This window comes from Acinetobacter sp. ACNIH2 (assembly GCF_002934965.1).
Taxonomy (GTDB): domain Bacteria; phylum Pseudomonadota; class Gammaproteobacteria; order Pseudomonadales; family Moraxellaceae; genus Acinetobacter; species Acinetobacter tandoii.
On sequence record NZ_CP026412.1, the window covers coordinates 3,712,377 to 3,736,351 of the forward strand.

Below are 23,975 nucleotides of genomic sequence, written 5' to 3' on the forward strand. Positions count from 1 at the left end.
TAGAGCCTTAATTAATTTGGACACGATGTTAATGAAGACAAAACAGTTAAAACAATTCTTTAAGGCGACTGCACTAGCAATTGCCCTTTCTTCATCAATGCCGACATTTGCCCAAACTTCAGATGAAGTTGTAGCAGTTGTCGACAACAGTGTCATTTTACGCAGTGATTTACAGCAGAATGTTGCCGAAGCTAAACATCAATTAGAAGCTCAAAAGCGCCCTGTTCCGCCAGAGCAGTATCTTGAGCAACAAGCACTCGAGCAACTTATCTTACGTCAAACTCAATTAGAGCAAGTAAAACGCTATAACATTAAAGCCGATGAAAAGAGCTTAAATGAAGCTGTGCTTAAAGTAGCCAATCAATCTGGAATCAACTCGTTAGAAGCATTCCAGCAAAAGTTAGACAAAATGGCACCAGGCACCTACGAATCTCTCCGCAAACGTATTGCAGAAGATTTAGCGATCACTCGTTTACGCCAACAGATTGTGATGTCACGTATTAAAATTAGCGATCAAGACGTTGCCAATTTCCTTAAAACCCCGCAAGGACAAGCGGCTCTGGGCAGCCAAGTTCATGTCATTCATGCGCGTATAGCGGGTGACAGCAATGTAGAAGCCGTTGCCAAACAAGTACGCACTGCTTTAGCCAGCAGCGATGATATTGCAGCGATTAGCAAGCAATTCAGTACCAACAGCGTTAAAGTTGAAGGTGCAGATATGGGGTTCAGAAATCTTTCTGAAATTCCCACTGAACTTGCTGCACGTGTTACTCCACTCCAAGTTGGCCAAACCAGTGAACTGATTACCGCACGTGATGGTATTCATGTGATTAAGCTATTAGAACGCAAAGGGTCTGAACAAAAAGCCATTATTCCACAATATCAGACGCGTCATATTTTGATTCAAACTTCTGAAGTTGTAAGTCCTGAAAGCGCCAAACAAATGATTGATAGCATTTACAACCGACTTAAAGCGGGTGAAGATTTTGCAGTGTTGGCAGCTACATTCTCAAATGATTCTGGCTCTGCTCGTGATGGCGGTAGCTTAGGTTGGGTAAGCCCAGGTATGATGGTTCCTCAATTTGAAGAGCAAATGAAGAGCACTCCTGTAGGTCAAATTAGCCAACCCTTCCAGACCCAGTTTGGTTGGCATATTCTTCAAGTGACTGAGACGCGCCAGCAAGATATGACACAGGAATATCAAGAGCGCATGGCTCGCCAAATTCTAGGTGAGCGCCAATTTGATGCCGAATTAGATAGTTGGTTACGTGAAATTCGTAATAATGCTTTTGTTGAAATTAAAGACCCAAACTTGGATCGTAAGAACAATAAAACATCTTAATTGGTAACTTGAAAAGCCAGTCAAATGACTGGCTTTTTTTACTACAGTTATGTAATTCATTTGCCATTTATAAAAATTTTGTACGCATTCTATACTTATTGTTAATTTTGCATCAACCTGATCCTATAAAATCTATCCCGAACAATTTCTTAAATTCCCACATGTTTTATTAAAAAAAAAAGCCTCTCATTTGAGAGGCTTTTTTTAATGAATATCAATTAACGATTGTTGTCGTCTTCTTGAGAGTCATCAAATTTAGTTTCGCTATCAAAACCACCTTGGCCACCGAAGCCACCTTGACCACCGAAGCCACCTTGGCCACCGAAGCCACCTTGACCACCGAAGCCACCTTGACCGCCGAAACCACCACCTTGACCGCCAAAGCCACTGCCTTGACCGCCACCAAAGCCACCGCCTTGACCGCCACCAAAGCCACCGCCTTGACCGCCACCAAAGCCACCGCCTTGACCGCCACCAAAGCCACCGCCTTGACCGCCACCAAAGCCAGCACCTTGTGCACCAGCAGGAGCACCAGCAGGACGAGGGTTACGTGCAGGAACAACCGTAGAAATAGCGTGTTTATAAACCATTTGGCTTACAGTATTTTTCAACAGAACAACATATTGGTCAAAAGATTCAATATGACCTTGTAACTTAATACCGTTTACAAGGAAGATAGATACAGGAATACGTTCTTTACGGAGAGAATTCAAGAACGGATCTTGCAAAGTTTGACCTTTAGACATGTTATACAACTCCAAAAATATTAAAAATCAGCGCAAAAAACTATCTTTATTTTTCAATTAAAAATTATAAAAAAGACAGTATGTAAATTTTGCTTTATCCGTAACAGTTTCGCAAGTCTTCTTGAGCCTGCTTTATTGTTAAATATGTTTTAAATTTATGCGACTGTTGCAAAGATCTTAACCAAGTATATTGACGTTTGGCAAGTTGTCGTGTCGCAAAAAGGGCTTTATCCTCCATTTCTTTCTTATTTTCGAGACTTTTGTCGCTTTTTAATAAAAAATCTAAGGCTTGTCGATAACCTACTGATCTCATTGAAGGCAAATCATCGGTTAGATCGTATTTTTCAATTAGTGACTCGACCTCATTTAAAAAACCGATATCCCACATAATTTCTAAGCGTTTTTCAATTCGCTTATGCAATTCTAACCGATCTGGTAACAAAGCATAATTATGAAAAGTGTAACGATATGGTACATTTTTAGGTTGTTCTGCTTGTAGTTTGGTAATCGGTTGCCCTGTAATACGAAACACCTCGAGCGCACGAATAATACGTTGCTTGTCACTCACCTTGAACTTTTCGCCCGCCAATGGATCCACTGCACATAGCGATGCGTATACAGCCTCCCAGCCCTCAAGCTCACCTTGTGCCTCAATTTCTGCTCGAATAGCATAGTCCGCACTTGGTAGATTGCTTGATAAGCCTTCTAGCAAAGCCTTGAAATACAACATCGTTCCACCGACTAAAATCGGCGTTTTCCCTTTGGCATGTATGCCATCAATAAGTTTAGATACATCTTCTACAAATTGCGCAGCAGAATACACTTCTAACGGGCTTATAATATCAATCAAATGATGTGGATACTGCACCTGCTCAGCTTTACTTGGTTTCGCTGTTCCAATATCCATATCTCGATAAACCAATGCCGAGTCAACAGAAATCAATTCAAAATTGCCCCGTTCATATAACTCACATGCTAAAGCCGTTTTACCGCTGGCTGTAGGTCCCATCAAATTGATGACAGGCAATTGATTCGACATTTAGGTTCACTCTCCTCGAGCAAAAAGTTTATCTAGCTGAGCCAATGGAAATGCACGCCAAGTTGGTCGACCATGGTTACATTGACTCGCAAATTCAGTCTGCTCCATTTGACGAAGCAAGGCATTCATTTCAGAAAGGCTTAATAATCGATGCGCACGCACAGCACCGTGGCACGCCATACCCGCCAAGATTTGATCACGTTTCTGCAATAGCCCACGCACCTCGTCCGTTGGATCCAAATCATTGAGTAATTCAGGAATCAAAGCCGAAAAATCAGCTTTGTGCAAAATAGCAGGCACACCACGAACAATAACCTGTTCATCACCATATTGATCAATTTCCAAACCCAAGCGTGCTAAAGGTTCTTTCAAATCTTCTACTCGAAGTGCCTGCATCCGATTCACATTAACTACTTTCGGAATCAATAACTGCTGAGAAATCCAAAACTCTGGATTTTCCCAAGCGGATTTCATTTGTTGTAATAAAATCCTTTCATGCGCAGCATGCATATCAACAATAATCAGACCTTCGGTGTTCTGTGCCAAAATATAAATGCCGTGCAACTGTGCAATTGCAATCCCTAAGGGATGCTCATCCACCTTAGGCGCCATATCATCAATTACAACATCATCAGTAGACTCAGCTACTGTACGTAATGGTGCGAGGTAGCTCTGTAAAGCAGCAGCATTTATCCTTGATGTAGGATTGACTTGATACGCTCGGGAATCTTGCGCCACATATTGCACAGCATGTGGCTGTGAAGACTCGAAGTCTGTTAATATGGCGACAGACTCAGGTGTTGGTGTAGACTCTACCGAACGATGCAGTTGGAACTGCTCCTGATAACGCGGTTGCTGTGTATTAGTTGGGCTTGTTGGCTCAACTTTCAATGCTTGGGCTAAATCTGCACTCGCAGTTTGAAATTGAGACAGCGTGTCTTTTGCAAAATGACGTACAAACTCATGAACCTCGCGTTGATTCAGAAAACGGATTTCATGCTTAGTTGGATGAACATTGACATCGATATTTTCAGGATCAACTTCTAAAAATAACAAATATGCAGAGTGTTGATGCCCGTGCAAAATACCATCATAAGCCATGCGTAAAGCATGAGAAATCGTTTTATCTTTGACAATCCGCCCATTGACATAGACATACTGTAAATCTGCTTGTGCTCTTGCATCCGAAGGATGACCCAACCAACCACTAAGACGCATATTGACGCTGTCTGCGTCAATCCAATACGCATTTTCTGTGAATTGACGCCCCAGTAATTGTTGTACCCGCTGAAAGCGTAATGCGCCACTATCGGCAACGGGCAAATTCAACCGAATATTATTGTTATGTTCTAACACAAAACGAATATCAAAATGAGTAAGCGCTAAACGGCGCACAATTTCTTCGATATGACCGAATTCCGTGCCTGGTTTTTTTAAGAATTTTCGGCGCGCAGGGACATTAAAAAATAAATCCTGTACTCGAATCTGTGTGCCACGCGATGCTGCTACAGCTTGAATTTGTTGGTGTTGAAATGCAGTGCCATTCACTTCAACCTGATAACCAACACCATCGTCTACTTGACTACTGGTCAAGGTTAAACGGGAAACTGCTGCTATCGATGCTAATGCTTCACCACGAAAACCCAAACTCACAATCGCATGTAAATCTTCTGCGGTTTGAATCTTACTGGTCGCATGACGCATCACCGCCAAAGACAAATCATCAGGATGAATACCTCGACCATTGTCGATAATTTCAATCAGCGTACTACCACCTTGTTCAACACGAATGATCAGTTCTGTTGCACCTGCATCAATTGAGTTTTCCAACAACTCTTTGACGACAGAAGCTGGTCGTTCAATTACTTCACCCGCAGCAATCTGGTTGGCAAGTGCGGGATCTAAAGTATGAATGCGGCGAACAGAAACTTCATCATGCATGTTGAAATGCCTGCTCAAGGGCTTTATAGAGCACTTCATCTTTAAAGCTCAATGTGGCATGACGAGTTAGCTCGTCTTCTGACTTTAATATCTCAATAGTTAAATCTGCTGTAGGAATTTCTTCACCACCTTTACTTGGCCATTCAAATAAGAATAAAGCGTTGGGTGTATCCAAATAATCGCGAATACCCATTAACTCAAGTTCATAAGGATCATTGAGGCGATACAAATCAAAATGAAAGACTTGTTTATTCTGAATGCTGTATGGTTCCACCAAAGTATACGTTGGACTTTTTACTGAACCTTCATGCCCAAGTTGTTGTAACAAATAACGAGTAAATGTCGTTTTCCCAGCACCTAAATCACCGACTAAATAAATTACACCCTCAGTAAAATGTTGTGCAACCACACGCGCAAGTTGCTGGGTATCTGCTTCAGAGTTTAGGGGCAAATGAAATGAATACGACATATGACTCACAACATGATTCAAAAGTAGAATTATGATAGCATCGCCACGCTGTTAATACCTATGCCATGCATACGAAATGTGTATTTTTAATACAGCACATGCATTCTGCCAACCTGTTGTGATTGATATCTTATGACTGCGCATGACTTTGTTCCACCGATGATTCGCGGTGTAACTGCAAGCAAACTGTTCTTACCTGCTTTACAACCTGCGCCACAGCGTTTGTATGATTATCTCTGCCAACAGTTTGCACATATTTCAGCACAAGAGTGGCAACAACGTTTTCAAGACCAATTGATTTATGCAGCCGACGGTACAATTCTAAGTTTAGATAGTGCTTATCTTGCCAATCAACATATTTATTACTATCGTTTTTTAGCACACGAAATCCATGTTCCGTTTCAGCATCATATTTTGTATGAAACTGATGATCTGTATATCGTCGATAAACCACATTTCCTGACCATGAGCCCTACAGGTCAGTATGTGCAGGAAACCTTATTAGTACGCTTAAAAAATCAAACGGGAAATGCGGATTTAACTCCGATTCATCGTTTAGACCGTGAAACGGCAGGACTGGTTTTATTTTCTAAACGGCCAGCAACGCGTGGTATTTACCAACAAATGTTTGCTCACCGTGTAGTTAAAAAGACTTATCATGCGATTGCAGCTTATCATTCCACTCTTGAATTCCCACGTACCGTTTGTTTAAGAATGGACAAAGGTCAACCTTTTTACACCATGACAATTGTAGAAGGTGAACCAAACAGCGAAACCCAGATTGATATTTTGGAACACAACTCTCAATGGGCGAAATATCTACTAAAACCCGAAACTGGAAAACAGCACCAATTACGGGTTCACCTGAATCATTTAGGCATAGCCATTAAAAACGATCCTTTTTACCCAATAGTGCAGCACAAATCTGATGATGATTTCTCTAACCCATTACAACTACTGGCTAAGCGAATTCAATTCATCGATCCTGTTACAAACAAGTCTATGGACTTTTCATCCAATTTTGAACTGACACTGTAGTTTGTTTGTCATTACAAAAAAATGAAGTTTTAAGCTCAAGAATATTGAAATTACAATAAAATTGATTAAAATGAAGTCTAAAATTTTAATCTTCAAATTTATAAAAATCATGAGAAAAACCGAAGTTTATCAAATTCGTCTCGATTCACAGGAAAAGAAACAAGCTTTTGCTGTATTTAAACAGTTGGGGATTACGCCAGCACAAGCGGTGCGGCTTTTTTTCAAACAAGTTGTACTGACAAAGTCCATCCCCTTTTCTATTGAAAATCAGAATATCAATTTAGAGCAATTGATTAAGTTAAGACGACTCAAACAAGAGCAGAAAACGGCTGCTGTTACGCATGAAAGCAATGACAGCTCAAACAGCATTCAACATAACGATGAATTTCTCATTGATGATGACCATCTAGACTTATTTGAAGAACTTAACGCAATCTTGGGTGAAGGTGATAAAAATTAACCCTGTTGCATTTTTATACATTATTTAAATTTTTTCATTTAAAAACTTAGGTATGCTTCATGCAATGACAATAAAAAATGCATGGAGCAATCAATGATTGTAAAAAGAGCGACATTAGATGATCTCAATCAACTTGCAGTTTTATTTGATGAATACCGCCAATTTTATGGTGCTTCTTCCAATTTAAATCTTTCCCAACAATTTTTAAAACAACGCTTTGAAAACCAAGAAAGTGTCATTTTTATTCATATCAAAGATGAAGTATTTACAGGTTTCATTTTGCTTTATTTAGGTTTCTCTTCTGTTGCCTGTTCAACCTACTATATTTTAGACGATGTTTATGTAACACCCCAATTTCGCCGTCAAGGCTCAGCCAAACAACTTATTGATACTGCCATTTTGTTTACACGACATGAAAATGCGCTTCGCATTAGCCTCGAAACGCAAAAAACCAATCGTGAATCTCATCGGCTATATGAAGCTATGGGTTTTATTGCTGATAATGAGTTTAGAACCTACCATTGTTTCCTCAAATAGCTTCTCGGGTACGTGCTAACGCTATCTGCTCAGGTGTCAAATAAATCCATTCGCCTTCTTTTAGCTCAGGGCACTCTAACGCACCAATTTGCACACGATGCAGCTGTTCTACTTTATTGCCCACTGCAGCCAACATTCTTTTCACTTGATGATAAACGCCTTGATGAATTGTCATTTGCAACTCACAGGCTGCCAATTGCTGTACATCTGTAGCTGCAAAAGTACCTTGTTCATTACGTAACTCAACCCCCTGTTTAAGCTGCTCAATCTGTTCAGAGGAAATTGGATCAGCAGTTTGCATACGGTAAACTTTACCCACATGCTTTTTGGGATGGGTTAATGCTTGAAGAAATTGACCATCATCCGTAAGCAGCAATAAGCCAGTGGTGTCTTGATCTAAACGCCCAACACATTGTAATCCACGATTTAACAGTACATCATCAAACAAGTCGAATACACTAAAATGATGCGTTGCCTGATGAGAGCATTCATAGCCCGTAGGTTTATTTAGTGCAATGTAAACGTTTTCTCGATATTGATAGCGTTTTCCATATACATCAAAAACTAAGTTTTCCAAATTTAGCTTTTGCTTAGGATTTTGCATAATGTCTTGGTCAATGCTAACAGCTCCAGATTTAATTAATTGCTGGCAATGCTTACGCGAACCAAAACCTTGAGATTGCAACATTTTTTCCAAATACATAATTTAAAGCCTTACATCAAAGTGCTGCATTTTAAACAATTTTCTAATTTCCCGCTGATTTTCTGAATGCAATGTACAAAAAGTCGTTACAATAGTTGCATTTTCACACATTCTCCCTGCATCTCATGCCTAATTTAGATTTAAATCTGATAGTACTTTTGGTTTTAGTGGCTTGTGGTATTTTCAGTCACAACTCTGCTGTTACCATTGCTGCTGCTGTACTGATTGTCTTCAAAATAACACCATTAAGTGAGTTTTTCCCGCTATTACAACAACACGGTTTAAATATTGGTATTGTTATTTTAACCATCGGTGTTTTAACCCCAATTGCCAGTGGCAAAATCCCTGGTGAGGCTATTCTTAAATCATTTTTAAGCTGGAAATCATTACTTGCAATTGCAATCGGCGTATTTGTGGCTTGGTTAGGTGGACGTGGGGTCAAACTGATGACTCATCAACCCAATATAGTTGCAGGTTTACTGATTGGAACTGTAGCAGGGGTTGCTCTGTTACGTGGGGTACCTGTAGGTCCTTTAATTGCCGCAGGTGTATTGTCATTATTTATAGGACACTCTTAGCCCAATTCAATTGAATGTGATGATGCAATCTTTGAATTGCACCATCACAGCAAACATATCTATTAGATTAAGACAAATAATACTGATGACGCTTCTGTGAAAATTTATCCAACTGTTTCAAGAAGCCTTCAAAATAATTCTTCTCTTTTTCCTCAGTTCGATAGCCAGCATATAATGTCCTACGCAGACCTCTTTCAGAAACACAATCCAAACGACGTGATGTTACCCAGCCTTTTTGCTCATACTCATTCACAACCCAATCAGGCAAAGCCGCAATACCACGCCCACTTGCCACCAATTGAATTAACATTTGAGTTAAGTCCGTGGTACGGATCTGTTTAGGTAGAATATTCGCTGGAATGAATAGCTTAGACATAATATCTAAGCGATGTTTATCAACTGGATAAGTAATAAGAGTTTCTTCAGCCAAATCCTGTACTGTAATCTTTTCAGCACGTACCAAAGGGTGTGTATTGGATAATACTAAGCGCGATTCGTATTCAAAGATTGGAAAGTAATCCACCCCTTTTAAAGCAATTGGATCTGCGGTAATAAGCAAATCAAACTCGCCATTTTGCAACAACTCATGCGGATTGGCTTCGAAGCCAGAAGCAAAATCTAAATCGACATCTGGATATTGCTGGCGATATTGATTTAACAATGGCATGAGCCAATCAAAACAACTATGACATTCTGAGGAGAAAATAATACGTCCAGTTTGACCATGTACAATTCGCGTAATATCAGTTTGTGCAATTTGAATTTGCGGCAAAACATCGTCTGCAAGCTTTAACAGACGTTGTCCTACATTGGAAAATGAGACAGGACGGCTACGACGATTCACCACCTCTACCCCGTACCAATGATCTAACTCTTTTAATTGATGCGAAATAGCCGAAGGCGTCAAACACAAATCATTGGCGGCTGCAACCAAAGAGCCATGTTCACGAAGTGCGAGTAATGTTTTTAGATGTCGAATTTCAAGCATGTTTATTATCAGTCCGCAAAAAATCAAAAATAAAATGTCTGCGTAATAGTTTAAATCGGATGAAATACCGCAAACCGAGCGAGCAACGACATAAATGTTGATTGATATAATTAAAAACAAAAATCAAAAAATGAATTTAACTCATTCTATCACAAAATAAATTAATATATTTCACCACTTGTTCATTTCAGCATCTCTTAATTAGATCGCATTTACATATATTTTCCTTAATCTTCAGGTTGAATATACTCAGGCATCAAGTGAGATTTTTTAATACTTTTTTCTTAAAAAAATACTGAACATATCCTTTAATTTATGTCAAAAATATACAAAAAAATTATCTCATTTATATGATTATATTTATTAATTTATAATAAAAAACCTAACATTTATAATTTTAATTACGTTCAAATTACAATAAATTCCGAGTAAATTACTTAACATTATTCGTTCATTTCACCTATAATTATCCATTCTCCCCCTCCCAATGTTTCTATTAAAAATGATCTCTGTGGATATAAATACGGCAACTGATCCTACGCCATCCTATCGCCTATTGTGGGTTATTCTTGCGCTTGCCTTAGGTGGTTTTTGTATTGGCACAACTGAATTTGTCGCGATGGGTCTTATCCAAGAAATTTCACATAATTTAAATGTGAGTATTCCTGTTGCGGGTCATTTTATTAGTGCTTACGCCTTAGGCGTCACTATTGGTGCTCCAATCATCGCAATCTTAGCGGCTAAAGTACCCCGAAAAATCTTATTGATTGGGTTGATGCTTTTTTATGGTATCGCCAATGTCATCACTGCTTTAACAAATAGCTATGAAAGTATGTTGCTATCACGTTTTATCGCAGGGTTGCCTCACGGTGCTTATTTCGGTATCGCAGCCTTAGTTGTTGCTGAATTTGCAGGCAAACAAAAACGTGCTTCTGCTGTTGCCAAACTCATGATGGGCTTAAATGTTGCAACGGTTATTGGCGTGCCTTTTGCGACATGGTTGGGACAACATTATGGTTGGCGTACTGGGTTTGAATTTTCAGCTTCAATTGCATTTGTAACAGTGATTGCAATTTGTTTTTGCTTGCCAAAAATTCAACTCGACCACACTGCCAGCATTCAAAATGAACTTCGCGGACTTAAAAATACGCAAATGTGGTTAACTTTAGCTGTCGGTGCTATTGGTTTTGGCGGTCTTTTCTCGGTATATAGTTACGTTTCACCAATTTTGACTGAATACACACATGCCCGTATTGAAATCGTCCCTTTTGCACTTGCAAGTATTGGTTTAGGTTTAGTACTTGGTGGTTTAGTTGCAGGACATTTCGCTGATAGAAATCTGAATAAGGCAATTATTTGGGTACTCCTTTCAAATGCTGGCTCTTATATTATTTGCGCACTCACGATAGGCAACCTCTATACGGCATTTGCTGCATTATTCTTAGTCAGTTTTAGCATTGCAGGTTTAGGACCATTGCTGCAAACGCGCCTCATGGATGTTGCAGGTAATGCTCAGAGTTTGGCAGCTTCTCTAAATCATTCAGCATTCAATATCGCCAATGCTTTTGGTGCTTTTCTTGGCGGTTGGTTAATTAGTCAAAACTTGGGGTGGCTCGCGCCCATTTGGGTTGGTACATTACTGAGTTTCGGTGGTTTAATTATTTTATTTTGTGCTTTTCAGCATGAGAAAAATAATCTAGTCGTTTCATCATGTCATGAATCTATCTAACACAATGCCTAGACGTGTGCATATGTGAAATAAGCAATGAAAGTGCTTTCTGCTTTCATTGCTTTACCCATCGCTTGACTCTCAATTTTTAAATATTATTCAGGTAATTTTTTACCACAATGTGGACAATAAGCATATTGTTCACGTTCCTGTTTCAAAGATTCCTCTTTTTGCTCTCGAATCAACTGAAGAATAATATCTTGGGTCTGCTCTTGAGTCAGTCCCACTTCTTTACGTATTTCCTCAATCTTTTCTTTTTCTAGAATAAAATCAATATCACTGTTTTGAATCAATTCACGAAATCTGAGTTCCAATTCTTGTTTTCGCAATTCAAGCTCATTTGCCAAACCATTGGCTAGAATACCCGCGGGTAAAGCGGCCAAGCCCACACCTAAAATGGTAATCAGTGCCCCTAAAAAACGGCCAAGCGGCGTTACAGGAGTCACATCACCATACCCCACCGTAGTTAAAGTCACGACCGCCCACCACATCGATGCTGGGATTGAACTAAAAACATCAGGTTGTACCCGACTTTCAATCAAATACACACCTGCTGCCGCCATAATAATCATAATCACCAAGATAAAAATGACGGCTTGGAATGAACCTTTTTCGCGTTCGATGACTCGTAATAAAATTTGCAATGAAACAAAATATCGAGTCAGTTTTAATAATCGCAGTAAACGGACAATTCGGAGGAATCTTAGGTCGAAATGAACAAAGAAATTGAGATATGCAGGCAAAATAGCCAGTAAATCAATAATCGCCCCGCCACTTTTAACCCAATTTAAACGATTTTTCCAAGCCGATTCAAAACTGTCTGACTCTGCAACTGACCAAAAACGTAAAATGTATTCTATGGTAAAAATAAAAATTGAAAAAAGTTCAAAATAATAAAAAAAAGCTTCGTAACGTACATAATATTGATGTACTGACTCAAGTAATACCGCAGCAGCATTACTCATAATGAGTGCTATCAGAAAATAATTAATCGCACGACTTAAGCGGGTTTCATAATCTTCATTGTGCAAATTGTTATAAACAAACTTGCGTAGCGTATACCATGCCGTAAATTTCATTGCTGTTCTAAGTTATTCTTATCGCTTATAAATCAGTGTATATGAACTTTAATTTAAAGTAAGCAAGAATTCCTCTTGCCTACTCTTTTCTCTCATTTAAGTTTTATTCAATATAAAGTAACGCTAAACGTACTTGGTCATAGCCCATACGTGGATTAGTTGCTTCCACAATTGGACGTAATTTGATTGCACCATCATCTGCGAAATGATCTGGGCTTTGACGCTTCTGTAAACGTTTATAGATTTTACGGACTTCCTCTACAACCTCTTCACCTGGATGCGCGACAGAAATATCCAAACCTTGCTCTTTATGTAAACGCCCTAAATGATTAATAATGGTGGCAGGAGTGAGCCCACGTTCCGTTGCAATATCTTCAATCTCATAACCAGATTCAAATAGTTCACGAGTTTCGTCTAAAGTTGCCGAAGCATAGTTTTGCTTACCCGCACTCCGAGCAATTTTCTTTTCATTTCGCTCAATTTCAACTTCATTTAACGTTCCACCACAATGTCGAATAAAAGCTTTATGTTGTACGCTTAAATCGGTATCAGCAAAATTCGTTTCAGCTTCAGCAGAGAGTTCTTGAAAGCGTCGGTCTGCTTTAATAGCAAGACTGTCTAATTCCAAAGCTTGCATGTTAAAGCCGAGCAGTTTTAAACCATCTAATGATTTTAGACGTGATAATGCGACATAACCTTGTCCTTTCTCGAAAGTATGACTTAAGTTTATTTCTGCCGCTGCCAAGGTCATACCTTGTGATTTATGAATAGTAATTGCCCATGCCAGACGCAGTGGAATTTGCTGCAAACTAGCAATACTCTTCCCCGCTTCGTTATCGACCGACCATGTTTCCGGTTCAACCAATAAGACTGAACCATCAGTGAGTTTCACTTTTGGCAAAATACCATGATCATCATCTTCTTCAAAACCAATGACTTCGCCTAAACTGCCATTGATATACCCCATGTCAAAGTTATTTTTCACAAACATCACTTTGGCATTCTTTTTTAAAGTTAACGCTTCTGGCGCACGTACAGAAGATTTCAGGGTTTCAATTAATTTATCATTACCATCACAAACAGCCATAAATTCATGACCCTGCTGCTCAATCGCATTTAAATGTTGATAATTAATCGAATCAACGTCCATATTATGGGTGTATAAACGCGTGAAAGTCTCGCCGATATCTTGTGAGCGAGTTTGTTCTAATGCACGTATATGCTCTGAAGTAATGCTCTGACTACGGATAGCATTCAAAATATCATTCAGATAATCATTACCTTGACGATGTTGCTCGGTCAGGTAGCAAACACGAAACTTGGCTTCTACCCACGCTTCGGACATAAAACAAAACTTATCCCGATTCAGCTCTTCTTTTTTACCAACGGGTGGCAACTGAAAAAAGTCACCCGCAACAATCACCTGAATACCACCAAAAGCATCATCACTTTCTTTGAAGTATTTTAAAACTTGATTGACTAAATTCAGTTGTTTTGCATGCAACATCGAAATTTCATCAATAATTAATACCTGTGCATTCTCTAAATGCTCTTTCAGGTATTTGCGCTCTTTCATGCGCTTCAGATCATCATCACTTAGGCTATCTTTAATACCAATACCCGCCCAAGTATGAATCGTCATACCATTCATATGCGTTGCAGCAATACCTGTAGACGCCGTAATCGCAACAGGCACCTTACGCGCTTTCAAATAATTGATGTACTGATTTAAAGTATAGGTTTTTCCTGCACCAGCCGAACCTGTAAGGAAGACATTTTCGCCAGCTTTAAGGAGCTTAAGTGCAGTTTCTTGTTTCATATGACCGATAACCAATAAATAACGGCTATAGCCTAACGAGTTTTACGTTAAAAGTTAAGTCTGAGAAGAAACACAGTTATTTTTTCTTAGATCAATCTCATAAATTACAAAAGCTTATCTATCAATTTTTAAATGAAGCAAAATAGTTTTTGTTGATTGTTTAACTTTTATGAAGTTTATTTCAGTGCTGGTGAAAAATGTTCGTTAAACCATTGAATGAATTGTTCTGCAATCGTCACCAATAATTGCTCCGCTTTTTGATTATTTGGATACTCCAATTGATCAAACAATAATTTACCTGCCTGAATATGACAACCTAGTGTTAAAGACTGTGCGTAATGCGGTGAGGACATATGAAAAGCAACATATTCTCCCTGCATAATCCGTTCCGCATAACTCATCGCCAAGCAATGATGAAATACATTCGACTCTTCAATTATTCTTTCAATATGATGTAGTTCCTCAAAACTCCAACCTGAATATTGCAAAATAGTTTGAGGCGATACAGCATTCCAAGTATTCACTGCAAAATTTTGTTTTAACCGCGCTAAAATTTCATCTTTATGTAACTGCCGATGCCATTCTACGGCATGGTGAAACAAACCTAGCCATGTACTGTTTTTGGCAATTTCACGGTTTTCATTAAAACAATAGATCAAATAATCTCGAACATAAGCATCAAATACAGACACTCTTAAATTCTGATATCTTAAATAAAATAAAGCCCTAAACTCATTCACAGGGACATGATGCCGACGTAAGGTACGATAAAACCCCCGATTTTGGTGTGTACTTGGATGTACATAATTTAATAACTCATGAGGTAAATCTTGCACAATATGATGTAAATGCAACATATATGCCTGCATGACACGGCTAATTTTCTTGTAGACTTGCTTCACTATGGTTTCATTTTTATTGGCAACATTACGCAGTAAATTCATCCATTCATCCAAATATAAAATAGATGGACTGATGGCGATACGCTGATCCTCTACCGTTTGCTGTTGTCCTTTCAGCACCACGCTTTGATTGTTCTGGTGTTCAAACCATTGTTCTGTGGTCGCATGAATATCGCAACTTTGAATAAACATCCGCGCACAGGTATGTTGAAAATATTGCAATGTCAATAAAATGATACAAGGGTGAATTTGACTGGTATCGACAAAACTTAAAGCAGTAACGGCGACGCGTACATGACTGTGTTGGATGTGTGCACTTAACCAGTCAAGTACCATTGCATCTTGCTTAAACAACCAATTGACTGTTCTCGAATAGTCAAATATAGGTAAACGCGCCACTTTTTTTTGCCAGATCTGCGCATTTGGCTGCAAAAAATTCTGTTTAGCTAATAAATCATCTTTATGCCACAACTCACGATTCATCAAACGTACAAAGGATAAGACATGACTTTGCTGTAATGCATAAGGTTGCAGTAATGCAAAATCCATTTGATGATCAAGCAACTCATCTAAATTAAATTTTTGTTCAAAAGTTAAAGTCGCTATCCGATACAGTGCTGAAGGTAAAAACTGCGCTGCACTGTGACAAAGCTCATCATAACAATCCATTAAGCCCTGCAAGGGTAAAAAATCATCTCCATTCACAATATGTAAAGCACAAAGCTGGCTAAAATGTTGTTGTAATGCTGGATCCAAATCAGTTCCCATTTGTTTAGAGTGGGCAAAACAAGCGTATTTTGCCATTCCAAGTACCATTAAACGCCGATCTAACAACTCAGCTTGCGCCAAGCTGATGTGATTTAAACATGTAATAACACGCGTAGGTCCATTCACCCACTGATAAATTTGTTTCGCAATAAGTTCACGTAGTTGCTGAGCTTTATTTTTAAGAAATAAGGAGTGTTGTTCATTCAATTGATCAGTCAAAAAACCGACATCATTCAAAAAGAAATCTTCAAGTAATTCTGCATGTTGATCTTGATAATGGAAGTTATATTGAATAAAAGGAGTCTGTTGATTTTGGACTAATTCAAAAGAAAGATGAAACATTTCATTCATTATATAGATGGTATGTTTCTCTTGATCTATCCGAAACATATTTTGCGCATTAATATCCCCCAAGATTTGCCATTGTTGATGCTGCATGGTCATCAAATCTGGAGAAAAACTCAGAATCAACTGAGCAATTTGACGTTGTTGCGGTATTAAACGCTCTTGTTCCATACACGCCCCTCATTCTACTTTTGTATAATGCCTCTCTTTATTGTAATCAAATTTTTTAAAAAAGCACCTAAAGAAAAAAATTCACATATTTTTTTATTTTTCAAAATATTAGATAAAAATATTACAGTATTAATTTTCAACAGCATCCTACCTCTCCACGACAATTTTCCAATCTAAATATGATGGTAGGTGTTTGGTAGGTAGGCTTAAATGTGTCTTCATTTAATACTCAAACCACGGTGAGGGTCACCGCTTAAAACATAACAATGGTAGAAGGAATCGCACCATGGCTTTTAAAAATATTGCAGATCAAACAAACGGTTTTTACATTCCATGTGTTTCACTCTTTGGTCCAGGCTGTGCTAAAGAGATTGGGACCAAAGCACAAAATTTAGGTGCTAAAAAAGCACTGATTGTTACCGATGCTGGCTTATTTAAGTTTGGTGTAGCAGACACGATTGCAAGCTATCTAAAAGATGCGGGTGTCGACAGTCACATCTTCCCAGGTGCAGAACCAAACCCAACAGATATTAACGTACATAACGGTGTACAAGCTTACAATGACCATGCCTGTGACTTTATTGTCTCACTAGGTGGTGGTTCATCACATGACTGTGCAAAAGGCATTGGTCTGGTAACAGCAGGTGGCGGTCATATTCGTGATTATGAAGGCATTGATAAAAGCTCTGTCCCAATGACTCCTCTGATTGCAGTAAATACAACTGCTGGTACAGCATCTGAAATGACGCGCTTCTGTATTATTACCAACACAGACACGCATGTAAAAATGGCAATTGTCGATTGGCGCTGCACTCCACTGATTGCAATTGATGACCCTAAACTCATGATTGCAAAACCAGCTAGCTTAACTGCTGCTACAGGTATGGATGCATTGACTCATGCTGTAGAAGCCTATGTTTCTACTGCTGCAAATCCAATTACCGATGCATGTGCTGAAAAAGCGATTTCAATGATCAGTGAATGGTTGCGCCCAGCGGTTGCCAACGGTGAAAACCTTGAAGCACGTGATGCAATGAGCTATGCACAGTATCTTGCAGGTATGGCATTCAACAATGCCTCTTTAGGTTATGTTCATGCCATGGCACACCAATTAGGCGGCTTCTATAACCTACCACATGGTGTATGTAATGCGGTATTACTACCACATGTATGCGAATTCAACTTAATTGCCTGCCCTGACCGTTATGCACGTATTGCCGAGTTAATGGGTGTTAACACCACTGGATTTACCGTGACTGAAGCTGCCTATGCTGCGATTGATGCAATCCGTGAGTTGTCATCTTCTATCGGTATTCCATCAAGCCTATCTGAACTCGGTGTGAAAGAGCAAGATTTAGGCATTATGTCTGAAAATGCTCAAAAAGATGCTTGTATGTTGACTAACCCACGTAAAGCTACTCATGCTCAAGTGGTTGATATTTTCAAAGCGGCATTAAAAAGTGGCGCTGAAGTTGTAGATTTTAAAGCAGCGGTGTAAGTCTCTCCAATCTCTTACTTTTTGCTTTTGGCAACCCAGTTCTGTTTGAATCGGGCATGGAATGTAGCCAATGTTGACTAACCATTGGCTGCAGTCTAGATTCTTTACAGAAGAAGGCACTGGGTTGCATTTTTTTATTTTACAATCAATTCAATTTGACAAATGTTCCAACATCATCAAGGATTAAACCATAATAAATCTTGATGAGTATAAAAATGACATCGCTCAAAATTCCTACCACCTATCAAGCCGATGTTCTGGGACCAGATTATCAACAGTTTGTGCTTGAATTCCCCGATGATTATGAAGGCAAAGTCGTTGCGACTTTAGTCCGCAAAAAAAATACTCAAGCCACCACCAAAGCAATTCTGTACATTCATGGTTTTATTGATTATTTTTTTCAAACTGAAATGGCAGATCAATTCAATCAGCAGGGTTTTGATTTCTACGCACTGGATTTACGCAAATATGGACGTTCCCGTTTAGGGCATCAACAACTCTATAATGTTCGTGATTTAAGTGAATACGATGCAGAAATTAATAAAGCGTTAGAAATTATTCAAGCTGAAGGTCATGATGCTGTGTTGTTAAGCGGGCATTCAACGGGAGGCCTCATTTGTACCTTATTTGCAGCCCATCACCCGCAGCATTCATTGATTAAGGGTTTATGGGCAAACAGTCCTTTTTATGATTTCAATATGAGCGAGTTTGAGAAAAATAAGGCGCTGCCTCAACTTAGCAAACTAGGTCGATTGCTTCCGAATCTCACTATTCCAAGCGGTTTGAATAAATGGTACGTCCCTAGCCTACATTGTCACTATCACGGTGAATGGAATTTTAATCTGGAGTGGAAACAACCAAGCTATAAAATGGTAAAACTCAGCTTTGTTCGAGCCATCCATGAAGCTCAAAAAGAGATTCACGCAGGTGTAACACTCACTATTCCCACCCTAGTCATGCATTCACATCAAACCACCAACCCGAAAAAATGGGGGATTGAAGCTCAGACCAGTGACGTGATTTTAAACGTTAATGACATTCAAAAATACGCCGAGAAAATGATCGGAGATATCAGTATTCAAACCATTGAAAATGGTTTGCACGATTTGGTTTTATCCGCACCTAAAGTTCGTGAGCAGGTTTATCAGAACTTATTTGCTTGGATAAAGGAGAAAGGAATCTGAATTAAAAGTCCTCTCTATCCTTAAATTTCAATAGCGTTTGATGAACAGGATGTGTCTTAGGCATCAGTTCAATCAAACGCTCTACCGCATCTATTGCTTCTGGAAAATGCGCCACGTGTTTTAGTAATACATCAGTTTCGTTGGCTTTAAAAATGGCATCACTTAAACGTGACTCCAAACAATCCCGCCAAGCACATAAAAATGGACTTTCGGTTTTCGCCAAGAACACGCCTGTATACAACCTTAAAGCGGTTTCCAAATATCCAGCGTCTAAAGCTTGCTCAGCCTGTAAAAAATCCGCATCGACATTGACCAACAAACGGTAAGGTCTTGAGCCTAACATGCCTCCCAAAATATCACGAAGTTGTGACATTTCCGCTTTTAACGTTCCCACACTGACCTTACGTTCTCCATATAGCGCTTGATGTAAGGTATCCAAAGTTAGCCCTTGAGGACACAAAGCCAAAATCGCCAGAATCTCAATTTGACGCGGCGTCAGTACCAAGGCTTTACCATTAAACAAAATTTGTGGCACAGCAAATGCACGAATAAATAACTGTTGCTTTTGATATTCCAATAAAGCGGATTGAATAATCGAAGAACAGCGCTCAGCAGCCAAAAGTCCCAAGCTATTGTGGTTTTTCCATGTGGTCGATAAGTCGATGACCCCCAAGAGTTGCTTTGAATAAGGATCAATAATAGGTGCCGCATAACACACCCAGTCCTGTATAGAAGTCATGTAGTGCTCATTAGAAAACACACAACTCGATTGCTGGGTTTTTAACGATAATGCTAATGCATTAGTACCGACCAACTCTTCTCGCCACTGCCCACCTTCAACAAAGTGTACACTTTCAGCAGCTCTCTGCATTTGATGGCTCGATGCCGACCACACAATGGTACTACCGATATCGCCCACAGCAATCACCATGGAAGATTGCTGTGCAATATGTTTGAGATCTTCCGTGCAAAGTTGTAAGGCATGCTCTAATGCACCGTTTAAACCACGACGATGCTGATGATTAATTGGCGCTGCCATACGGTCTTTAGGAATCGCTGCCGAAGCAGAACGCTGCCATGAACTTGCAATACTTTGCCCTAATTGTTCTGCATGTAATGGCGAAAGGCTACTGCTTTGGCGAAACTGATCAATCCTTTGTCTTTTTTCTAATAATGCTTGCTTATTCATCATTGCTTTCTCTCAACAACTAATGATTCGACGTCCTGTACTTAACTGTTTTTGTAAGCATTTGTCGTCCTGTTGTAAACCTTCTACTTTCCAACCTTTCTCCAACCTTATGCTAGTTATGCTAAACAAATAATGTACTGTTGTACCTTATACCAAAGCTGTAGAAGCTGAGATAAACAACAAGCAAAGGAAATTATATATGCGTTACGTCGATCCTAATCAACCTGGTTCTAAGGTTCAATTTAAAGCACAATACGAAAACTTTATTGGTGGCCAATGGGTTGCACCTATTAAAGGAGAATACTTCGAAAACATCTCGCCTGTCGATGGCAAAGTATTCACAAAAATTCCTCGCTCAACGGTTGAAGATATCGAACTTGCGCTTGATGCAGCGCACAAAGCTAAGGCTCAATGGAACAAATCCTCTCCTACAACGCGTTCAAATCTGTTACTTAAAATTGCAGATCGTTTAGAACAAAATCTTGAATTACTGGCGGTTGCAGAAACTTGGGACAATGGTAAACCTGTCCGCGAAACACTTGCGGCAGACATTCCTCTAGCGATTGATCACTTCCGTTATTTTGCAGGTTGTATTCGTGCACAAGAAGGCGGAATTTCTGAGATTGATGAAGATACAATTGCTTACCATTTCCATGAACCATTGGGTGTAGTGGGTCAAATTATCCCATGGAACTTCCCAATTCTTATGGCAGCATGGAAACTTGCTCCAGCACTGGCAGCTGGCAACTGTATTGTTCTTAAGCCTGCCGAACAAACCCCAGTCGGTATTTTATTGGTTGCTGAATTAATTCAAGACATATTACCAGAAGGAGTCTTGAACATCGTCAATGGCTTTGGTGCTGAAGTGGGCCGTCCACTTGCAACTAGCCCACGTATTGCAAAAATCGCATTTACTGGTTCTACGCAAGTAGGTCAGTTAATTATGCAATATGCGACTGAAAACATTATTCCTGTAACGCTGGAACTTGGTGGTAAATCTCCAAACATTTTCTTTGAAGATATCATGGATCGTGAAGATGACTACCTAGACAAAGCCCTTGAAGGTTTTGCAATGTTCGCTTTAAACCAAGGTGAAGTATGTACATGTCCTTCACGCGCTCTCGTTCAAGAAAGCATTGCAGACAAATTCCTTGAAAAAGCTATTGAACGTGTAAAACGTATTAAAACAGGACATCCATTAGACACAGACACCATGATTGGTGCGCAAGCTTCTCAAGAGCAGCAAGAAAAAATCTTGGGCTGTATTGCAACAGGTCGTGGCGAAGGTGCAGAAGTACTTACTGGCGGTGGTGCACGTAACGAAGTCGGTAGTGGTTTCTACATTGAACCAACCATCTTCAAAGGTAATAACAGCATGAAGATTTTCCAAGAAGAAATTTTTGGACCTGTCTTGTCTGTAACTACCTTCAAAGACTTTGATGAAGCCATCAAAATTGCCAATGACACCATTTATGGCTTAGGTGCAGGTGTATGGTCACGTTCAGCACACACTTCTTATCGTGCTGGTCGCGCGATTGAAGCAGGTCGTGTATGGACCAACTGTTACCACATCTACCCTGCGCACGCGGCGTTCGGTGGCTACAAGAAATCAGGTATTGGTCGTGAGAACCACAGAATGATGCTTGATCATTACCAACAAACTAAAAACTTGTTAGTGAGCTACTCGACCAAACCAGCAGGTTTCTTCTAATCTCCTCTATTGAAACCTGTTTCCTTTGCACGAAAATGAAAACAGCGAACCTAGGTTCGCTGTTTTCATTTTTGAATCTGTTATTTACTGTTTACTTACATTAAGTGGAAACAATCGTATGATTTGGTTCAGTTGCAGGTTCTTCTTTAAATAAAATCATCAAACAAACAAAAATTAGTCCCATTCCTAACCAACCAAATCCATCTAATTTCTCTCCGACAATCAGCATTGCAAATACAGCAGCCATAAATGGTTCAAACAAGGTCAAAGTCACTGCACGACTTGCAGGCACAGTTTTGAGTCCATAACCAAATAATAAATAGCCCAAAAACATTGGAATCAGCATCATATAACCAACAACATACACATGAATGGCTTGATCAAACAGATTTGCCCCGGTGTAAAAGGCTGTAGGAAGTAATAATGCTGCACCGAATCCAAAAATTAAACCAATTGATGCTTTCGCTTCTACACCGCGATCAATAAGTTTTTTGGCAGCCCATGAATACAGCGAATAAGTCAGTCCAGCGACTAAACCTAGAATAACCCCTACAATTTTCTGATCGGTTGAATGTTGTAACTGAGTCGTAGCATGTGACTCGCCGAGTGAGAGTAACAACACTCCAAATATGCCCAGAAAACAACTTAAGAACCATCGTTTAGATAATTGCTTTTGATCAAAAATACGCTCTAGCAAGGCTGTAAATAAAGGCGCTGTACCTATAGACACCACAGTCCCAATGGTAATGCCTGCCAAATGCATAGAACTATAGAAGGCTAGCGGGTAAATTGCCACAGAAAGAGCACCTAACAATAATATGCCTTTATTTTTAGGAATGTCTTGAAGATGTTTTGCAATTTTCTTTCTAGCTAATAATGCCTGTAGAAGCCCACCACCACCCATAGCCAAAGCTCCAATTGCCAAGGGACTTAAATGAGGAGCAAATGATGCAGCTGTACCTGTAGTTCCCCATAATACTGAGGCAACCAGTACCGCGATAAAACCATAATGTGGACTTAAATCAAACTTCTGGCTCACACATTCAACTCCTGTTGTAAAAGGCGCTCTATCATTTGCTTCGCAGCATGTACCTTCGTTCCATTGCCTTCCAAACCTGCACGGGCAATCGAACCCTCTAAAACAAAAGAAATGAATAATGCTAATTCTTGAGCTTTATTTTGATCCTGAAAGATTGCATTTAAATGCTCTACTAAAATCTGCTCAACTTCATCTTTATGTTGCTTCACCGTGAGCCGCTCTGGACTAGCAGCAGGAAACTCCGCCGCTGCATTCAATAAACCGCAACCTCTAAATCCCTTTTCGTATGCACATTCCGCATGATCTTGATAGGCATCGAATACAGCCAAAATTTTTTCATAAGCAGAATTACAATCGACTAATCGCTTGGCATACAGGTCTAGCCATTCTTGATGACGAGCTTGTATATAAGTAGCAATCAAATCAGATTTGGTCGGGAAATTATTGTAGAGCGACATTTTAGCTACACCCGCCCGATCAGTTATCGCATTAATCCCTGTATTGGCAATACCATCGTTATAAAACAAGGTGGCTGCTGCATCTAAAATTTTTTCCTTTGCCGACTTATTACTCATGCTAACAACCCTAATAGGTATACCGATCTACCTAATTTATAAAAATGAATATAAAATTGCAAACTAAAATTCATCTATTTGAAAGGAATGAATGTCTTTTAAAAGTTAAATATTGAAGAAAGCGA

General features: G+C 39.4%; 21 protein-coding genes. 9 read left to right on the forward strand and 12 right to left on the reverse strand.

Annotated features, from left to right (window positions below):
* The first annotated feature begins 31 nt into the window (after positions 1-31).
* Positions 32-1,342 carry a peptidylprolyl isomerase gene (locus C3F34_RS17765; protein WP_104442224.1) on the forward strand — a complete coding sequence of 437 codons (1,311 nt, stop codon included), beginning with the start codon at positions 32-34 and terminating at the stop codon, positions 1,340-1,342.
* A 218-nt stretch (positions 1,343-1,560) separates the two neighbouring features.
* On the opposite strand, the gene hfq is transcribed toward C3F34_RS17765, so the two are convergent.
* From hfq to tsaE, 4 genes are all read right to left on the reverse strand, one after another.
* Entirely contained in the window at positions 1,561-2,088 is a 528-nt protein-coding gene (hfq, locus tag C3F34_RS17770) for an RNA chaperone Hfq (protein ID WP_104442225.1), read from the reverse strand.
* A 94-nt stretch (positions 2,089-2,182) separates the two neighbouring features.
* Positions 2,183-3,127, reverse strand: coding sequence for a tRNA (adenosine(37)-N6)-dimethylallyltransferase MiaA (miaA, locus tag C3F34_RS17775; protein WP_044740043.1), 945 nt, complete (start codon positions 3,125-3,127; stop codon positions 2,183-2,185).
* Positions 3,128-3,133: 6 nt separating this feature from the next.
* Positions 3,134-5,068 carry a DNA mismatch repair endonuclease MutL gene (mutL, locus tag C3F34_RS17780; RefSeq protein ID WP_044740044.1) on the reverse strand — a complete coding sequence of 645 codons (1,935 nt, stop codon included), beginning with the start codon at positions 5,066-5,068 and terminating at the stop codon, positions 3,134-3,136.
* Positions 5,061-5,537: a tRNA (adenosine(37)-N6)-threonylcarbamoyltransferase complex ATPase subunit type 1 TsaE gene (tsaE, locus tag C3F34_RS17785; protein ID WP_104442226.1), complete on the reverse strand. Its 477-nt coding sequence runs from the start codon at positions 5,535-5,537 to the stop codon at positions 5,061-5,063. Before tsaE ends, mutL begins: the two co-directional genes overlap by 8 nt.
* A 132-nt stretch (positions 5,538-5,669) precedes the next feature.
* Here tsaE and C3F34_RS17790 point away from each other — a divergent pair, with 132 nt between their 5' ends.
* From C3F34_RS17790 to C3F34_RS17800, 3 genes are all read left to right on the forward strand, one after another.
* Positions 5,670-6,575 carry a pseudouridine synthase gene (locus tag C3F34_RS17790; RefSeq protein ID WP_104442227.1) on the forward strand — a complete coding sequence of 302 codons (906 nt, stop codon included), beginning with the start codon at positions 5,670-5,672 and terminating at the stop codon, positions 6,573-6,575.
* Positions 6,576-6,684: 109 nt separating this feature from the next.
* Positions 6,685-7,035 (forward strand): type II toxin-antitoxin system RelB/DinJ family antitoxin, encoded by a 351-nt coding sequence (locus C3F34_RS17795; RefSeq protein WP_016167661.1) that lies wholly within the window; start codon positions 6,685-6,687, stop codon positions 7,033-7,035.
* Between the two features lie 93 nt (positions 7,036-7,128).
* Positions 7,129-7,572, forward strand: a complete 444-nt coding sequence (locus C3F34_RS17800) for a GNAT family N-acetyltransferase (RefSeq protein ID WP_104442228.1) — start codon at positions 7,129-7,131, stop codon at positions 7,570-7,572.
* Here the strand turns inward: C3F34_RS17800 and C3F34_RS17805 are convergent.
* Positions 7,565-8,275, reverse strand: coding sequence for a pseudouridine synthase (locus C3F34_RS17805; RefSeq protein ID WP_104442229.1), 711 nt, complete (start codon positions 8,273-8,275; stop codon positions 7,565-7,567). The two genes, C3F34_RS17800 and C3F34_RS17805, sit on opposite strands and share 8 nt — an antisense overlap.
* Before the next feature lie 125 nt (positions 8,276-8,400).
* Between C3F34_RS17805 and C3F34_RS17810 the strand changes: the two genes are divergently transcribed.
* The gene (locus C3F34_RS17810) at positions 8,401-8,853 is read left to right on the forward strand and encodes a DUF441 domain-containing protein (RefSeq protein WP_016167658.1); all 453 of its coding nucleotides are present in this window, start codon (positions 8,401-8,403) and stop codon (positions 8,851-8,853) included.
* 67 nt (positions 8,854-8,920) lie between these two features.
* Here C3F34_RS17810 and C3F34_RS17815 read toward each other — a convergent pair whose 3' ends face one another.
* Positions 8,921-9,841, reverse strand: coding sequence for a LysR family transcriptional regulator (locus C3F34_RS17815; protein ID WP_016167657.1), 921 nt, complete (start codon positions 9,839-9,841; stop codon positions 8,921-8,923).
* A 502-nt stretch (positions 9,842-10,343) separates the two neighbouring features.
* On the opposite strand from C3F34_RS17815, the gene C3F34_RS17820 reads away from it, so the two are divergent.
* On the forward strand, positions 10,344-11,570 hold the full coding sequence (locus tag C3F34_RS17820) for an MFS transporter (RefSeq protein WP_044739826.1): 1,227 nt from the start codon (positions 10,344-10,346) through the stop codon (positions 11,568-11,570).
* Between the two features lie 95 nt (positions 11,571-11,665).
* Here the strand turns inward: C3F34_RS17820 and C3F34_RS17825 are convergent, their stop codons facing one another.
* The 3 genes from C3F34_RS17825 to C3F34_RS17835 all read right to left on the reverse strand — a co-directional run bounded on the left by C3F34_RS17825 (position 11,666) and on the right by C3F34_RS17835 (position 16,654).
* Positions 11,666-12,649, reverse strand: a complete 984-nt coding sequence (locus C3F34_RS17825; RefSeq protein WP_104442230.1) for an ion transporter — start codon at positions 12,647-12,649, stop codon at positions 11,666-11,668.
* Positions 12,650-12,752: 103 nt separating this feature from the next.
* The gene (locus C3F34_RS17830) at positions 12,753-14,468 is read right to left on the reverse strand and encodes an AAA family ATPase (protein ID WP_104442231.1); all 1,716 of its coding nucleotides are present in this window, start codon (positions 14,466-14,468) and stop codon (positions 12,753-12,755) included.
* A 176-nt stretch (positions 14,469-14,644) separates the two neighbouring features.
* Entirely contained in the window at positions 14,645-16,654 is a 2,010-nt protein-coding gene (locus tag C3F34_RS17835) for a hypothetical protein (protein WP_104442232.1), read from the reverse strand.
* 286 nt (positions 16,655-16,940) lie between these two features.
* On the opposite strand from C3F34_RS17835, the gene mdh reads away from it, so the two are divergent.
* Together mdh and C3F34_RS17845 are read left to right on the forward strand one after the other, a co-directional pair.
* Entirely contained in the window at positions 16,941-18,152 is a 1,212-nt protein-coding gene (mdh, locus tag C3F34_RS17840) for an iron-dependent methanol dehydrogenase (RefSeq protein ID WP_104442233.1), read from the forward strand.
* A gap of 215 nt (positions 18,153-18,367) precedes the next feature.
* Positions 18,368-19,336: an alpha/beta hydrolase gene (locus tag C3F34_RS17845; RefSeq protein WP_104442234.1), complete on the forward strand. Its 969-nt coding sequence runs from the start codon at positions 18,368-18,370 to the stop codon at positions 19,334-19,336.
* Position 19,337: 1 nt separating this feature from the next.
* On the opposite strand, the gene C3F34_RS17850 is transcribed toward C3F34_RS17845, so the two are convergent.
* Positions 19,338-20,528, reverse strand: coding sequence for a transcriptional regulator (locus C3F34_RS17850; protein WP_104442235.1), 1,191 nt, complete (start codon positions 20,526-20,528; stop codon positions 19,338-19,340).
* Between the two features lie 196 nt (positions 20,529-20,724).
* Between C3F34_RS17850 and C3F34_RS17855 the strand changes: the two genes are divergently transcribed.
* Positions 20,725-22,236 carry an aldehyde dehydrogenase family protein gene (locus tag C3F34_RS17855; protein WP_044739832.1) on the forward strand — a complete coding sequence of 504 codons (1,512 nt, stop codon included), beginning with the start codon at positions 20,725-20,727 and terminating at the stop codon, positions 22,234-22,236.
* A 100-nt stretch (positions 22,237-22,336) separates the two neighbouring features.
* Here the strand turns inward: C3F34_RS17855 and C3F34_RS17860 are convergent, their stop codons facing one another.
* Together C3F34_RS17860 and C3F34_RS17865 are read right to left on the reverse strand one after the other, a co-directional pair.
* Positions 22,337-23,275 carry a DMT family transporter gene (locus C3F34_RS17860; RefSeq protein WP_104442236.1) on the reverse strand — a complete coding sequence of 313 codons (939 nt, stop codon included), beginning with the start codon at positions 23,273-23,275 and terminating at the stop codon, positions 22,337-22,339.
* Positions 23,272-23,850, reverse strand: a complete 579-nt coding sequence (locus tag C3F34_RS17865; protein ID WP_044739834.1) for a TetR/AcrR family transcriptional regulator — start codon at positions 23,848-23,850, stop codon at positions 23,272-23,274. Before C3F34_RS17865 ends, C3F34_RS17860 begins: the two co-directional genes overlap by 4 nt.
* Between the last annotated feature and the right edge of the window lie 125 nt (positions 23,851-23,975).